Source organism: Fibrobacter sp., assembly GCF_017551775.1.
Taxonomy (GTDB): domain Bacteria; phylum Fibrobacterota; class Fibrobacteria; order Fibrobacterales; family Fibrobacteraceae; genus Fibrobacter.
In genome coordinates this window covers 19772-34227 of the sequence record NZ_JAFZKX010000007.1, presented here as the reverse complement: position 1 = coordinate 34227, position 14456 = coordinate 19772, and the positions used below count along the sequence as shown (strand labels likewise).

Annotated in this window: 13 protein-coding genes and 1 tRNA gene; 11 read left to right on the top strand and 3 right to left on the bottom strand. The window is 54.6% G+C overall.

Annotated features, from left to right (window positions below):
- Positions 1–165: 165 nt before the first annotated feature.
- Positions 166–690 carry an adenine phosphoribosyltransferase gene (locus IK012_RS00765; RefSeq protein ID WP_173379533.1) on the bottom strand — a complete coding sequence of 175 codons (525 nt, stop codon included), beginning with the start codon at positions 688–690 and terminating at the stop codon, positions 166–168.
- A 1-nt stretch (position 691) separates the two neighbouring features.
- On the bottom strand, positions 692–1576 hold the full coding sequence (locus IK012_RS00760; RefSeq protein WP_173384094.1) for a TIGR01212 family radical SAM protein: 885 nt from the start codon (positions 1574–1576) through the stop codon (positions 692–694).
- Positions 1577–1776: 200 nt separating this feature from the next.
- Between IK012_RS00760 and IK012_RS00755 the strand changes: the two genes are divergently transcribed.
- From IK012_RS00755 to IK012_RS00710, 10 genes are all read left to right on the top strand, one after another.
- A complete protein-coding gene (locus tag IK012_RS00755; RefSeq protein ID WP_290949361.1) occupies positions 1777–3438 on the top strand; it encodes an endo-1,4-beta-xylanase in 1662 nt (553 codons plus the stop codon).
- Between the two features lie 106 nt (positions 3439–3544).
- A complete protein-coding gene (locus tag IK012_RS00750) occupies positions 3545–3850 on the top strand; it encodes a hypothetical protein (RefSeq protein WP_290949359.1) in 306 nt (101 codons plus the stop codon).
- Complete coding sequence (locus tag IK012_RS00745) at positions 3850–4176, top strand: stress response translation initiation inhibitor YciH (RefSeq protein ID WP_173379537.1); 327 nt, start codon at positions 3850–3852, stop codon at positions 4174–4176. Before IK012_RS00750 ends, IK012_RS00745 begins: the two co-directional genes overlap by 1 nt.
- A gap of 104 nt (positions 4177–4280) precedes the next feature.
- A complete protein-coding gene (locus tag IK012_RS00740; RefSeq protein ID WP_290949358.1) occupies positions 4281–5816 on the top strand; it encodes a hypothetical protein in 1536 nt (511 codons plus the stop codon).
- Positions 5817–5899: 83 nt separating this feature from the next.
- Positions 5900–5972, top strand: a tRNA-Arg gene (locus IK012_RS00735).
- Positions 5973–6215: 243 nt separating this feature from the next.
- Entirely contained in the window at positions 6216–7943 is a 1728-nt protein-coding gene (locus IK012_RS00730) for a hypothetical protein (protein WP_290949357.1), read from the top strand.
- Positions 7944–7973: 30 nt separating this feature from the next.
- Positions 7974–8210, top strand: a complete 237-nt coding sequence (locus tag IK012_RS00725) for a helix-turn-helix domain-containing protein (RefSeq protein WP_173379540.1) — start codon at positions 7974–7976, stop codon at positions 8208–8210.
- A complete protein-coding gene (locus IK012_RS00720; protein ID WP_290949354.1) occupies positions 8210–9538 on the top strand; it encodes a TldD/PmbA family protein in 1329 nt (442 codons plus the stop codon). Before IK012_RS00725 ends, IK012_RS00720 begins: the two co-directional genes overlap by 1 nt.
- A gap of 79 nt (positions 9539–9617) precedes the next feature.
- Positions 9618–11867 carry a hypothetical protein gene (locus IK012_RS00715; protein ID WP_290949352.1) on the top strand — a complete coding sequence of 750 codons (2250 nt, stop codon included), beginning with the start codon at positions 9618–9620 and terminating at the stop codon, positions 11865–11867.
- A 45-nt stretch (positions 11868–11912) separates the two neighbouring features.
- Positions 11913–12611 carry a hypothetical protein gene (locus IK012_RS00710; protein ID WP_290949350.1) on the top strand — a complete coding sequence of 233 codons (699 nt, stop codon included), beginning with the start codon at positions 11913–11915 and terminating at the stop codon, positions 12609–12611.
- A gap of 104 nt (positions 12612–12715) precedes the next feature.
- On the opposite strand, the gene IK012_RS00705 is transcribed toward IK012_RS00710, so the two are convergent.
- On the bottom strand, positions 12716–14098 hold the full coding sequence (locus IK012_RS00705; protein WP_290949348.1) for a TrpB-like pyridoxal phosphate-dependent enzyme: 1383 nt from the start codon (positions 14096–14098) through the stop codon (positions 12716–12718).
- A 193-nt stretch (positions 14099–14291) separates the two neighbouring features.
- On the opposite strand from IK012_RS00705, the gene IK012_RS00700 reads away from it, so the two are divergent.
- Positions 14292–14453, top strand: a complete 162-nt coding sequence (locus tag IK012_RS00700) for a hypothetical protein (RefSeq protein WP_173343440.1) — start codon at positions 14292–14294, stop codon at positions 14451–14453.
- Positions 14454–14456 lie beyond the last annotated feature (3 nt).

The window sequence follows — 14456 nt, the reverse complement described above, 5'->3', positions numbered from 1 at the left end:
CGGCCAAGTAAGGACTTTTGCAGGTGGCAGATTGACGTGCGTGCCCTTGCACGCCGCTAGTATTGTAGGGCTACGCCCGTATATGAAGAACCGCCGGCTTCGCCGGCGGGTCCCTTTTTTTGGATGCTTTTTTTGATGCGCGGTGGCGTCTGTGCGGCGGGTGTCCTAGTGCCCCGGGAATCTCGTGAGCGTCTCGATGTTGTAGCCCTTCAGCACGTCGCGGCCATGCAGGTCGAAGAGCTCGATGACGAACAGGAGCATTTCCACCTTGCCGCCCAACTTCTCGATGAGGCGTGCCGCCGCTTTCGCCGTACCGCCGGTCGCGAGCAGGTCGTCAATGATGACCACCTTCTGTCCCGGCTTCACGGCGTCCTTGTGCACCTCGATGCAGGCGCTGCCGTATTCGAGGTCGTATTCTATCGAAACTGTTTCGCGGGGGAGCTTGCCTTTTTTGCGTACGGGCACGAACGGCTTGTGAAAATGCTCGGCGAGCGATACCCCGAACAGGAAGCCTCGCGCCTCGAGTCCGGCAATCAGGTCGAATTCTACGTTTTCGAGCGCCTTGTAGAGGGCTTCGAGCGTGAGCCTTAGGCCTTCGGCATCGTTCAGGATTCCCGTGATGTCGCGGAACAGGATGCCCGGCTTCGGGAAATCCGGAACGGAAATGATGTAGTCTTCGATTTTTTTCATTTTAATCCCTGTCCAGAATGCTTTCTACGGTGGCGATAATCCTGTCGCGTTCTCCGCACCAGTTCGGGGCGATGAGCATGTCGCTCGGGCTTTCGCCGCTGAAGCGCTCGATGGCGGTCCCGGGCCCGATAATCTTTATCATCTCGGCGACGGCGGCGCAGTATTCCTCGAATTCCAGCAGCTTGATTTCTCCGGCGGAAAAATCCTGTGCCATCACGGTACCCGCGACGATGTGCAGCGGGTGAATCTTCACGGCGGCGAGGTGCAGGTCGCGTACGACTTCGGCCGTCTTCTTGAAATCTACCAATGTCTCGCCGGGGAGCCCGACAATCACGTGCGTGGTGACGGTGAGGGCGGCCGCCTGGCAGCGCTTCACCGCGTCTTCGAATTCGGCGAGTGTGTGCCTGCGGTTGATGGCCGCGAGCGTAAGGTCGTTTGCCGTCTGCAGGCCGATTTCCACGATGACCGGCTTCTTCTTGTTTATCTCGGCGAGGTATGCCACCTTTTCGGGTTCGAGGCAGTCCGGGCGGGTCCCTATCGCGAGTCCCGCAATTTCTTCGTGGTTTATAATCGGGTCGATGATTCCCTTCAGGTGCTCGAGCGGCGCGTGCGTGTTCGTGTACGGCTGCAGGTAGGCGAGGATGCCCGCATGCGGGTACTTTTCGCGCAGGCGCGGCACGAACTTGTCGAGCTGTTCCTGGATGGAGACTTTCGCCTGGTCAAACACCGGGCTGAAACTGCGGTTGTTGCAGTAGCTGCATCCGGAGAATCCCTTGGTGCCGTCGAGGTTCGGGCAGCTCATGCCGCCGTTCAGCGGGAGCTTGCGCACCTTGAGGTAGTTCGGGAATAGCCTGAGGAGCAAATCGCGGTAGGGTGTGTAATGCATGCTTTAAAAGTAATAAAAATGAACCGCAGGACAATAGATAGCTGAAAAGGCGGGCTAAAAAGGCTGGTTTAGATACACTTGCTACACTTTGGTATTTTCTCAAACACTTCTGTTCATTTTTGTAACCGAAAAAAGGCATTTTATAGAAGTAAAGTGCTGGCCCATAAGTTATATTCTGGGCGAAAGGAAAGAGGTTTATTATGGATTTCTCGAAAGTTAAATCGGCGATTGCCTTTACGGCGGCCGTGATTGCCGCTCCGGCCCTGGCGCAGAACGTGCTGACCAACGGCGACATGTCTTATGGCGACGGCGGGTGGTACCTGTGGAACAACCCGGACGGTCCGGCGAAGGTCGAACAGCAGATCGGTGTCATGGGTCTCGGCGTAGACGGTTCCGAAGGCGCGAAGGTCGTGGTGAAGGAACTCCCGAAAATCTGGTGGGGCCTCCAGTTGCAGCCGCCCAAGTGGCTTGCGGATTCCGCCTACTACACGCTCACGTTCAAGGCGAAGGGCAACATGCCTATCAACGCCGTGGTGCAGGGCGGCCCTCCGGACTACCGCCAGAAGGAAAGCGGAAGCTTCCAGCTCACCGACAAGTGGCAGACCTTCTCGATGACGTTCCTTGCCGACCAGAAGGGCTACGGGCTCAACAACGTCACGTTCCATGTGGGCCTCCAGAAGGGCTGGATGCAGATTGACGACGTGGAAATCGAAAAGTCCGACGCGATGGATACCGCCTGGTACAATGCTGCGGAATCCCGCATCGACAGCCTGCGCAAGAAGGACTTCACCGTGAAGGCGAAGCCGGGTTCGAAGGTCTCGGTGAAACTCAAGCGCCACGCGTTCCCGTTCGGTACGGCGCTCAACATCACGACGGGCGACAAGCGCGACAGCGTCGAGAACTGGTACAAGGCCGAGGCTCGGAAGTTCTTCTGGCATGCGGTGAGCGAGAACCAGTTCAAGTGGCCCGAATACGAGCCGAAGAAGGGCAAGATAAAGAAAGAGGAAATGTACCGCTACGTGTACTTCACGCAGGAATACGGCTGGAAGTTGCGTGGCCACGCCCTCATGTGGGGCCACCAGGGCTACGGTTTCGACAAGCACTATTCTAACCCCGAGAAGCCCAAGCACTGCAAGGATTTCGAGAAGTACCTGAAGGCGCGCATCGAACGCGACCTCAAGGAATACAAGGGCAAGATTACGGAATACGACGTGTGGAACGAACCTCTGCACGAATCCTACACCTTCAATACCTGTGGTTGGGGTGTCCTCGACAGCGCGTTCATCTGGGCGCACCGCGCGGACCCCGACGCGAAGCTCTACATCAACGAGTACAACGTGGTTGCCGCGGGCGAGACCGACCGCTACGTAAGCCTCATCAAGGGAATGCTTGACCGCAAGGTGCCTGTTCACGGTATCGGCGTGCAGTGCCACTTCGGCCTGCGTCCGGTGGTGCCGGGACTCATCAAGGAACGCCTCGACAAGCTCGCAAAGCTCGGGCTTCCCATCAAGGTCACCGAGTTCGACGTGGGTGACTGGCAGGTGGGCATGAACGACAGCGAAGAGGTGCAGGCCGAAAAGTTCGAAACCTTCATCCGTACGGCGTTCAGCCATCCCGCCATCAACGGCATCGTGCTGTGGGGATTCTGGGACAACCGCCATTGGGTCAAGAACGGTGGCATCGTCGCTGCCGACGGTCGCGAGAAGCCTGCCGCGAAGCGCGTTTACGACCTGTGGCACAAGGTCTGGACCACTGAGACTACCGCAGTCGCCGGTGAAGACGGCGTCGCGCATTTCCGCGGGTTCAAGGGCCGCTATCAGGTCACTGCCGACGGCAAGACGTACGACATGGACGTCAAGTAACAGTTCCTTTGAATATTACCGTGACGCAAGTCAGGACGGGGTCGGACAGCCAATGCCGACCCTTTTTTCGTATAATCGCATCTCGCTGTTTACTATCTTTCACTCCATGAAGAAAAACATTCCGGGTATCTTGTGCCTGCTCGCCATGCCGTGCTGCGTCCTTATTTTCGTGAAGGTGCAGGCCGTGTCGGGCGATTTGCTTGCGCTCCTTGCCGCATTGCTCTTTTATGTCGCCGTCATCGTGATTTGCGCGCTCGTGTTCAACCACCAGGATCCGCGCCTCGTGAAGATGGAGCATCCGATTATAAAGGAAGGTGAATCGCCGGCTGGGGATGCCGCGGGCGGTGCTGAAGCGGAGAAAACCGCCAGTTCCGAGGCTGAGAATAGCGCCGGCAAAGAGGAGAGGCAGTAATGTCTATCGAAGATCGTTCAACGCTTGTTTTTGCGACCGGAGTAGGCCGCGTGAAAGAGGAAAAACCGAAGGCCGAGCGCCCGCAGGGCGACGGCGTCGTGCGCATAACGCTCAAGCGCCTGGGTGGCGGCAAGATGGCGAGCGTCGTTTCGGGAATCCCGCTGGACGAGGACGAGCTGAAGGACTTGGCCCGCGCGCTCAAGCAGAAGTGCGGGGTAGGTGGCTCGGTAAAGGATTTCAACATCGAAATCCAGGGCGACAAACGTAATATTTTGAAAACAGAACTCGAAAAGAAAGGCTATACGGTCAAACTTTCGGGCGGTTGATGCGCTCCGGTGCTTCCGTGGCGTTTTCTTCCACGTTTTTTTCTTACAACCTGTTGCGTAACAGAAAAAGTTGTCTATATTTATTTCGGAATAGGAAAACACAAATGAAAAGACCTCTGTACAAAGCCTTTTTTATGCTTGCCGCCGCCGTTACCGTTGCTGGCGCGCAGGAACTTTCCCCGAAATATTTTGACTGCTGGATGGAAAACGTCGCGCATGTGACCCCTTCCGAACAAGAGCGTCTGGGCATCAAGACCTACGGCGACGCCTGGATTTGTGGTTGCTTCAATGTGGAAGAGACCGAGGGCATGGACTGGCAGGAAGGCGAAATCCTCACGAAAGTGAACAAAGTATGGGATTTGCCGCAGTTCCAGATTCTTCCGTGCCATGCGAAGGACTGCAGCGATACGAGTGAAACCTACTCGAAGAGCCTCGACATGTGCGTCGACCACCTGAACAACAGCGGCTTCAAGCTCTCCGACTTCAAGGAGGGCGGCAAGGTCAATGGTGCCGTCGCGCAGAAGTTCCCCGATTCCAAGAAGAAGTCGAAGGGCGACGACAATTCCAACTTGACCGACTTCGGCAAGTATTTCCAGGAGCACAAGGCGAACGCCGACAGCATCCTCTGCTTCTTCCAGTATCACGAACGTCCCGGTACCGAAAGGTTCCTCGATTGGGACAAGAAGGGCGTGTTCAGCATCTCGGGCCTTCCCGAAAAGCTGTTGCCCGAATCCATCGGCAGTTTCCCCGACTATAGTGACGTGCGCTGCAAGGACGGCAACACGTGGACCGGGTTCCTCGTGAACGGTTACGTCGAGAACGTCATGAACGTCGACGAGGAAGGCAAGTTCCATGGTCACGAGACCGGCTACGGCAACGACCTCACGCTCCCGGCCCGCCAGGGCAAGGACTTCGGCAAGGTGCTTTACACCGCCGAATACTTCCACGGCGTGAAGAACGGCACCGCCAAGTTCTACCGCTACAGCGCGATGGACAACCTGAGCGTGACCGACAAAAAGAAAAAGAAGAAACTCGAGAAGTACTACTTCCTCCACCTCGAAGTCCCGTACCGCAAGGGTGCTGTGCATGGCATGGTGAACATGTTCTCGCACAAGGGATTCCTCATGGCCGAAATCCCGTACTGGGATAACGAGATTCATGGGCGCGTGGTGGTGCACTACCCGTTTGTCGAAGATCCGGAAGCTATCGAGGCTGCCGACAAGAAAGAAAAGAAGCGCATCTCCAAGCTCAAGGGCAAGAAGAAGAAGGAAGCCGAAGAGGCTTTCGCCAAGAAGAAAGAAGAGCGCGAAAAGAACAAGCCGAAGGACAAGGTGACCATCGACTACAAGAAGGGCAAGCTCCACGGTCCTAACGATCTCGGCTATTCCTTCGGCAACTACCGCGATGGCAAGCTCGACGGCAAGTACATGACGTTTACCGTGAAGGAGACGTGCTACGACTGGATTCCCGTGAATGGCCAGGAAGGCATCGACTCCACGACTACGAACAAGGTTTGCCTTACCGAGAAGAAGGACAAGAAGAGCTGGGGTACGTTCCGTAACGGCGAACTCCAGGGCCTCATCGAGTGCGCGAACGGTATCAAGGGCAAGGAGAACGTGGACTGCGACCACGCTTACTAGGCGTAGTTTTTTCCGCTGACAAATTTGGCGCTTTTAGTTATATTTGTCGCGAACTTGATGTGCCGCAAGGCCGTCGGTTGCATGCCTGGTTAGTTTAACAGGATAAAACGCGTCCCTCCTAAGGATGAGCTCCGCGTTCGAGTCGCGGACCGGGTCTTTACGCTGGTGGATTATTCCGCCAGCTTTTTTTGTTCCATCGTCACCCTGAGGACACTCTCCACAGTCACCCTGACGCTTGGTCATCCTGACGCAGGTCAGGACAGGGTCGGAATGTTTATATCTGATGCTGAGCGTCCTCAGCATGACGGCAGGGTCAGAATGTTTATATCTGTTGCTGAGCGTCCTCAGCATGACATTGGGGTTGGAACGTGCCGCCTTCATTTTTGTATCTTTCATCTCGTGAATAAAAAGTACATTGCAATAGTTGTTTTGTTTGCTCTCTTGCTCCTGCTTCCGTTTACGGTGCAGGCGGTCGCGGACCTGCGTGGCGAGAAACGGTTTGTCTCCTTCGACATCTTTAAGGACGTTGTCTACACGCCGTTCGTGCGCGAGTCGAACATGGCAGCGGGCGCGGCTAGGCTGGACTCTGCCTGGCGCGGTGCGCGAGAGGCCATCGCGGGCGGTGCAGAAACTGCGGATGCGCTGGAACCGGTCATCGGGGCGCTTTCGGATTTGGAGGCGGTTGCGCTGACCGTCAATGCGTATGCGCAGCTCGATACCGCGGAGGTAGGCTACAAGCTGCTCAAGCAGGCGGATACGCTGCTTGCAACCCTCGAGGACGAGCCGGAAAATTTCAAGGCAGCTGATTCTACCCTGAAGGCGGTCGTGGGCGAGTTTGAGCAGTTCTCGCTCTGGCGTGCGTTCCTTGCGGTCAAGCATTATGGCGTATGGACGAGCCGTTACCTGCGCGCCTTCGAGAAGAAGGTCGAAGACGAGAATGCGCTGGTGCTTGCCGTGCGCCCGCGCTACCAGCTCGCTGTATGGAATATTTTCAACGACCCGGGCGAGAAGGTCGTGCTGGGCGCTGCGGGCAAATGCATTGGCAAGTCTTGCGGGCGCGAAACAGCCGAGGCGTCCGACCGCTGGCTATTCTACCGGCAGGACGTTGAATTCCTGGTGCAGCCGTCCCCGCTGGACGTGCGCAGCGCGAAGCTCGACAACCCGATTACGGCAATTGAAAAATTCCGTGACCAGCTCAAGGCGAAGGGCGTGGAACTGCTCGTGGTGGTTACCCCGGGCAAGCCGAGCATCTATCCTGAACGGCTGACCGGCGCTTCGGCTGCTGTGGGTGCTGAGAATGCTTCAGGATTGAACGGCGCGGGCCATGGCAAGAAAATCCTTGATTCGCTTACGCGTGCTGGCTTTAATACTGTTGATTTATATACACCGCTGCTGGCTGCGAAGAAGGACGATGCGAGCCTCGGGCCGCTCTACCTGAACGATGACACGCACTGGACTCCGCGCGGAGCTGAACTTGCCGCTGCTGAAATCTCGAAGAAGGTACGTGAAATGGCGGATGCGGGCTTTGTGGACATTGGTGAAGAAAGCGTGAGCTACGCCAGTTCTGATTCCGTTGCCGACCGCATGGGCGATGTGGGCGAGATGAGCGGACTGAACAAGTTTGGCGTGTTCAAAGTGCAGAAAGTGACGGGACATGTTGTGATGCAACAGAACATCGTGGAAAAAAGTGACACGGGTTCGGGTCAGAGTTTACACGATTGCTTGGATTCGTTGAACAAAAATTGCCAAGGAGATATATCGTGTTATAGGTCTCATTTTTGCGTGGGTAAAGACTCGCTCTATTACGACAACTCGCTCATTTATGACACAACTGTAACCCCCTTCAAGGACGATTTCCGCAAGTCCGAAATCTTGATTCTCGGCGACAGTTTCAGCCGTATCTACCAGACAGACGCTCCCGTGAACGCCGGCTGGATTGCGCATTTCGCGAAGAACATGAACCGCCCGGTCGCATCTATCGTGAGCGATGGCGGCGCTTCCACGCTGGTGCGCGAAAAACTCGCCCGCAAGGCAGGCGTGCTCAAGGGCAAGAAACTCTTGATTTGGGAATTTGTGGAACGCGACCTCCGCTTCGGTGCGGAAGGCTGGAAGGACGTGGACTTCTAGTGACCAATGACTAATGACTAGGAACTAATTATGGCAAGGCATGGAACGCCCACTCCGGGGCAGGCAATTCTCGAAGGTATCGAATGGCTCAAGATGGACAAGGCTGAATTTGCCCGCCGTCTGGGAGTCTCGATGGAGACGCTTGAGGGCTTGATTGCAGGTACGGTCGAGATTACGCTCGAACTGGCCTCCGCTCTGGAATCCGTGACTGGCAGCCCTGCCGCTTACTGGCGCATGCTGGCCAGCAAAGCAAAGAGGAATGCATAATGAATATTACCGACGCAGTTTCTTGTATATGCGACCTCGCAAAGGGCGAGGCAGAACAGTTCGATGTCATCGCATCCAATACGCATTCTGAAGGCCTTTCCGTTTTTCAGGGCCAGGTGCAGAATACCGAAATTTCCGATTCCGTCGGGGTAGGCATTCGCGTTATCAAGGACGGTCATCCGGGCTACGCGCACACGGAACGCCTCACGAAGGAATCCCTGCAGCAGACGCTCAAGGATGCGCTTTCGCACACGGCTTGGACGGAGAAGGTGGATATCGAATTGCCCGCTCCGGTCGAGGTTCCCGCAGGCCAGCCGAACTACGATCCGGCACTCGAAAGTCTTGACCTTGCTAAGATGAAGGACTTCTGCATCGACCTCGAGAAGGCGACCTTTGCGAAGTCTAGCGAAATCCAGAATATTCCGTACCTCGGTGCAGATACTGACCACAACACCTTTGTGGTTGCAAACAGCAAGGGCGCTTTTTACGAGGTCCGCTCAAATGCCGCTTCTGCGGGTGTTGGTGCCGTGGCAAGCCGCGATGGCGTTACCAAGCTTGGCAACTTCGTGAAGTCGGGCCGCGATTGGAACAGCTTCAGCATCGATGAAATTGCCACCCGTGCGGCCACATACGCGACGGAACTTTTCGGTGCGAAAAAGATTGAAGGCGGCAACATTCCTGTCGTGCTTTCGGAACGCATTGCGGCTCGCTTCCTGAGCATGTACGAGCCGCCCTTCTTTGCGGAGACTATGCAGAAGGGACTTTCTCGCCTTGCCGGCAAGGAAGGCGAGATGATTGCCTCTCCGGCGTTTTCCCTCTGGAATGACCCGCAGGGTGAAATGTTCCAGCACGTGACCTACGTCGATTCCGAAGGCGTGCCCGCGGAGCGCGTGAAGGTTGTCGATGGCGGGCGCTTTACGTCTGCGCTTTACAACCTGGAGACGGCCTCCAAGGCGGGTTGCAAGTCTACCGGGAACGGTGCCCGCGGCTTCGGGAGCAAGATGACTACCGCGTTCCACAACGTGCTTGTGCCGGCGGGCGAGCGGGGGACGGCTGAACTTTTGAAGATGTTCCCCAAGTGCCTTTTCGTGGTTCGTCTCGAAGGCAATTCGGGCTGCAATTCCGTGAGCGGAGAACTGAGCATCGGTGCGCACGGTTTCTGGTGCGAGAACGGTGTCGTCCAGCATCCGGTCGATGGCGTGACCCTCAGCGGAAACTTCTTCGACATCATGAAGAACATTGTCGCTGTCGGGAACGAATACTACAATCCGTTCTCCAGTTATCAGGTACCTGCGCTCGCCATCAGTGAACTTGCCGTGAGCTGCTAGTCCACCCGGATTGGTCAGATTTATTCATTTTTGTATTTTATCGAAAAGGCGTTATGAAAAACGCCATGAGGAGAAAATTATGAATTTTGTTCGCAATTTTATCGGTTCTTTTGTAGTTACCGCCTTTGTGTTTTGTGTTGGCGGGGCTTATGCGTACTTGCAAGATCTCGATGTAGAAGATGTCTACTTGGATACAAAAGCGCCTCCGTATGCGCCGAATGTTTTATGCGGCAAGAAAAATGCGAAGTCCAATGATCCGTCGACAGCCTTGAAACTCGATGTCGTCAGTGCGGACTCGAGCATGCCTCGATTTGACGAGAATTTTGTTATTCCGTATATCGGGATGGGTGGATCCTTGAAAATAGACGGTAGATGGTACAGCGCATCGGAAATGGTCGGTATGGTCGATGCGGCGAGGACGAACATAATGCTCGCCTTGCGGGGCAATATGAGGGAAAACAAGGATACGTTGCTGCTGGACTTGCCGGGTCTGAAAAAGACGATGGATTCCTTGAATATAAGGAATAGTTCCTTGAGGCGGTTTTCCCGTTTCTTTTCTGCCATTGGACTCAATGTGGGACGTGGTGCGAATACCAAATTGCGTACCATCGACCTCTTGGCTTTGAAAGGTGATTCCTGTTTTTCAGACGACTTTGTTTATTTGTCGGGCCTTGATTTCAAGCTCAATACGGATAGCGTGCTACTGGATTTCGGGCTGATGAAAAAACAGTCCGCCCTCAATACTACGGTTTCGTTTGATTTCAAGTATAATAAAGACAAGAATGGTTCTGCGATGAAGACGAATTTCGAATCGTTCGTCTTGGAAATGCCCGGATTGACGGACGTGGATACGAAAAGCTGGCCGACGCAGGTCCAAGGTGGTAATTTCAAGATTTTCCTGTCCAAGGACGGGGCGAAGGATAATTTGCAGTTGTCGCGTGAAATCGAACCGTATTTTTCGCTAGATAATTTTTTTGAACCGCTGGAAAAAATCGAAATTCCGTTCCTTGAAAGCAAGGGTTTTTCGTTCGGCAAAACGAGCTACAGCTTAGGGGATGTCGCCAAGAATATCGATAATTATTTTCGGGTCGCTGAATATGCCATAGACGCAACGATAGGCGATGACGACCTGATTATTCTGGCGGAAGCGAAGAAAATCTTGGATAGCGTCTTTGTCGAAAAACTTCCGTTGGGTGGCGTGGCCTTCTTGAACCACGCCCTTCAGGATGTTCACAAGGAATACAGTGAACGCGATTTTGTGGAACTGTACGGTGATTCCCTGCCTGCCGTGTCCGGTAAAGTCAAATTGCGTAAAGGCAAGAACTACATCGTGTTCAAGGTTAGGCCCAAAACGCTCAAGTACAAGGGGAATGTCGACACGGGACTGCTGAATGCCAAGGATGTTGATGCCTCGGTAAATTTCTATGTGAAGGTCTTGGTCTACGTGACGGACGCGAACTGGCTGGTCTATGACGAAATCATCTTGGACAAGGTGGACGTGTCGCTGTCGGCACAGGTCCCGTCAATGGAGGTTGGCTTGTTTACGGTAAAGTTCGATAATGCACGTGGCATGGGTCGAGCGAAGTTGCGGTATGACGTGAGTGTAAAACCGACGGTGGCTGATTCTATCCTGAAACCCTATCCGTCTATGGTGTTGACGTTTGATTCCCTGTCGCTTATGGCGGACCGCTCGACCGTGATGCACCTGAAGAACAAGGGCGGCAAGGACAAATTTACTTATGATTTTAATCGTGGCGAATGGATTGTGCCCGCTCCTTTGAAGCGTTTCGCCTCGTTCTCCGGCGAAGATTTGCTCACCCATGTCTATGCTGTCGAAAACGCCCTGCGCGAGTTGCGCAATCATGTGGAAGGGTCTGCGAAGGCTGATTCCGTCGGCGAGGCGGTCAAGAACGTCGCGGCGGTTGTCGAGAAAATGGACCGCGTCGTTTTCGTGGATACTTCGAATTACGGCCGGTACGGCCTTGTGAAAAATGTGGGCGCGAGGTACCGCAAGAACTTCGGCGATGTGCTGGACTTTGCCGAAAAGTTCAACGGTGCCTGGAAAAATATCCTTGGAACCGAGGGTACGTGCAAAGTCGAATTTCTCGATATCAAGAAGAAGGCTGTTCCTGTCGAAAAGAATCAGTTCAAGGGGAATGTCGCCTATGCGAAAATTTCGTTTGACCTGAACTTCGGGCTGCGACCGGATTTCGGGCAGGAGCTTGTGAAAATCCTGCGCAAGCGCCTGGCGGATTTCCCGACAAAGCCTCAAGTCGCCCTCACTCGTGACGGGAATCTGGCTCTCGAATTCTTGGTTGAAATAAAGTAAGAGAATGCGAATTGTTATCTTTGGGGACAAATTATGGAGAACAACATGAATATCCTCAATCGTGAACAAAATAATCGTGCTTTCCTCCCGAAGTCCATTCTGGTCTTCCTGATTTCTCTCTTGCTGCTCTCTTCTGCCGCTGTGGCGGACAAGGGCCGTGGCGGACTGGGTAAGTTGGTCGGCGTTGGAGTCGGTGCCGTGACGGGAAAGATTGCCGAAAAGGAAATCGAAGCGGCGATGAACAAGGATACCTATGAGGGCGAAGACTACGTCCTCTCGAAAGAAGGTATCGTGCTCAAGCTCGACGATGGCGAAGTGCCTCTTAAAATCAAGAACCCCGGTGATTCCGCCATTCTTAAGGATTTCATCAAGACTACGAACCGCATCGAAGTCACCAAAAAGGCGGAATGGGGCGATATCCACGGGAATGTCGTGGTCTGCGAAGAAGATACTACGATTTGCTCCACCATCCTCATCGATGTCGTAAAAGAGAAGACCTTGTTCCTGAAGTTCGTTATGTACAACAACCCCGACGAGACTTTCGACTTGCTCCTGTATGAGTCCGAGGAACCGGGCGTCCTGGATTACATCCGTGCCTTCGTTATAAACAATATCCTTTGGGTCGCGATTATCGTGTTCGGTGCCTTGGGCGGCATTTGGGACTTCGTTCGCAAAAGGCGTCATAAAAAGTCCCAGGAGACGGCTGCCGAATCGCCTGCCGAAGAGACGAGTGACGAACAATAATTTTGATACGCTAGCGCAAACTTGATTTTCAAAAGAAAGCGTTAATAGCAAGAAAAACCCCGGAATTAATCCGGGGCTTTTTAATTGCGTTGTCGCTTTAACGATTAGCCAATCTGCGGAAGCTTGGCGAGGCTCTTGGCGATATCTTCATCCGTCGGGATGTAGTCGTTCATTTCGCCGTCGTTGAACTTCTGGTAGGCGACCATGTCGAAGTAACCCGTACCGGTGAGGCCGAACACGATGTTCTTGGCCTGGCCCGATTCCTTGCACTTGAGGGCTTCGTCGATTGTGGCGCGGATGGCGTGGCTGGATTCCGGAGCCGGGAGGATGCCTTCGGTCTGGGCGAAGAGCTTGGCGGCTTCGAACACCTTCGTCTGTTCGACGGAAGTAGCGCGCATCAGGCCCTGATCGTAGAGTTCAGAGAGGATGCTGCTCATGCCGTGGTAACGGAGGCCACCGGCGTGGTTGGCAGACGGAATGAAGCTGGAGCCCAGCGTGTACATCTTGGCGAGCGGGCAGACCATGCCGGTATCGCAGAAGTCGTAGGCGTACTTACCGCGAGTGAAGCTCGGGCAGCTGGCCGGTTCAACGGCGAGAATATCGTAGTCGGCTTCGCCACGGAGCTTTTCGCCGACGAACGGGCTGATAAGACCACCGAGGTTGGAACCACCGCCAGCGCAACCGATGATGAGGTCGGCCTTCACGCCGAGCTTGTCGAGGGCGGCCTTCGTTTCGAGACCGATGACGGACTGGTGGAGGAGCACCTGGTTCAGCACGGAACCGAGAACATAGCGGTAGCCTTCCTGCTTCACGGCGGCTTCCACGGCTTCGGAGATGGCGCAGCCGAGGCTTCCGGTGGTGCCCGGGAATTCAGCGTTGATCTTCTTGCCGATGTCGGTCGTCATGGACGGGGACGGGGTCACCTTGGCACCGTAAGTGCGCATCACTTCGCGGCGGAACGGCTTCTGTTCGTAGGAAACCTTCACCATGTACACCTGGCAGTCGAGGCCGAAGAAGGCGGAAGCCATGGAAAGGGCGGTGCCCCACTGGCCTGCACCCGTTTCGGTCGTCACGCCCTTGAGGCCCTGCTTCTTGGCGTAGTAGGCCTGAGCGATGGCGGAGTTGAGCTTGTGAGAACCCGAGGTGTTGTTGCCTTCAAACTTGTAGTAGATGTGGGCCGGGGTGCCGAGAGCCTGTTCGAGGAAGTAGGCACGGACCAGCGGCGACGGACGGTACATCTTGTAGAACGTGAGGATGTCTTCGGGAATAGGAATGTACGGCGTATCGTTGTCGAGTTCCTGCTTGATGAGTTCGTCGCAGAACACGGGCTGCAGGTCTTCGAAGGTCACGGGCTTGCCGGTGCCCGGGTTCAGAAGCGGAGCGGGCTTCTTCTTCATGTCGGCACGGACGTTGTACCATGCCTTCGGGAGTTCGTTTTCTTCGAGGTAAGTCTTGACCTGGCCGTCGAGTTTGAGCGAGTTTCTCATAGATAATTCCTTTTTTGAATTTTAACGCTCCAAATATACCTTAAAAAGGGATTTTAGAACGAAGTGTTTCCAAAAAATAGCGCCATTTTGGGGATTTCCGGCTTCCCGCGGCACGGCCTGTTGACATTTGAAAAAAATAAATTATCTTGAATAAATATCGCTTTATCCATTTTCGCTTTCACAGGTACGATTTATGGCAATTGACAACAGACTTTTCTCGGGACAGTGCTCCTCCATCGGTGAGGAGAAGATCGAACACTCTCTTTCGGCCACGGCTAAGGTCATGCCGTTGCATCCGGGCAACAAGCGCCCGAGTTTGCACCGTGCGCCCAGGAAAAAGGCACCCGAAACATAAAAG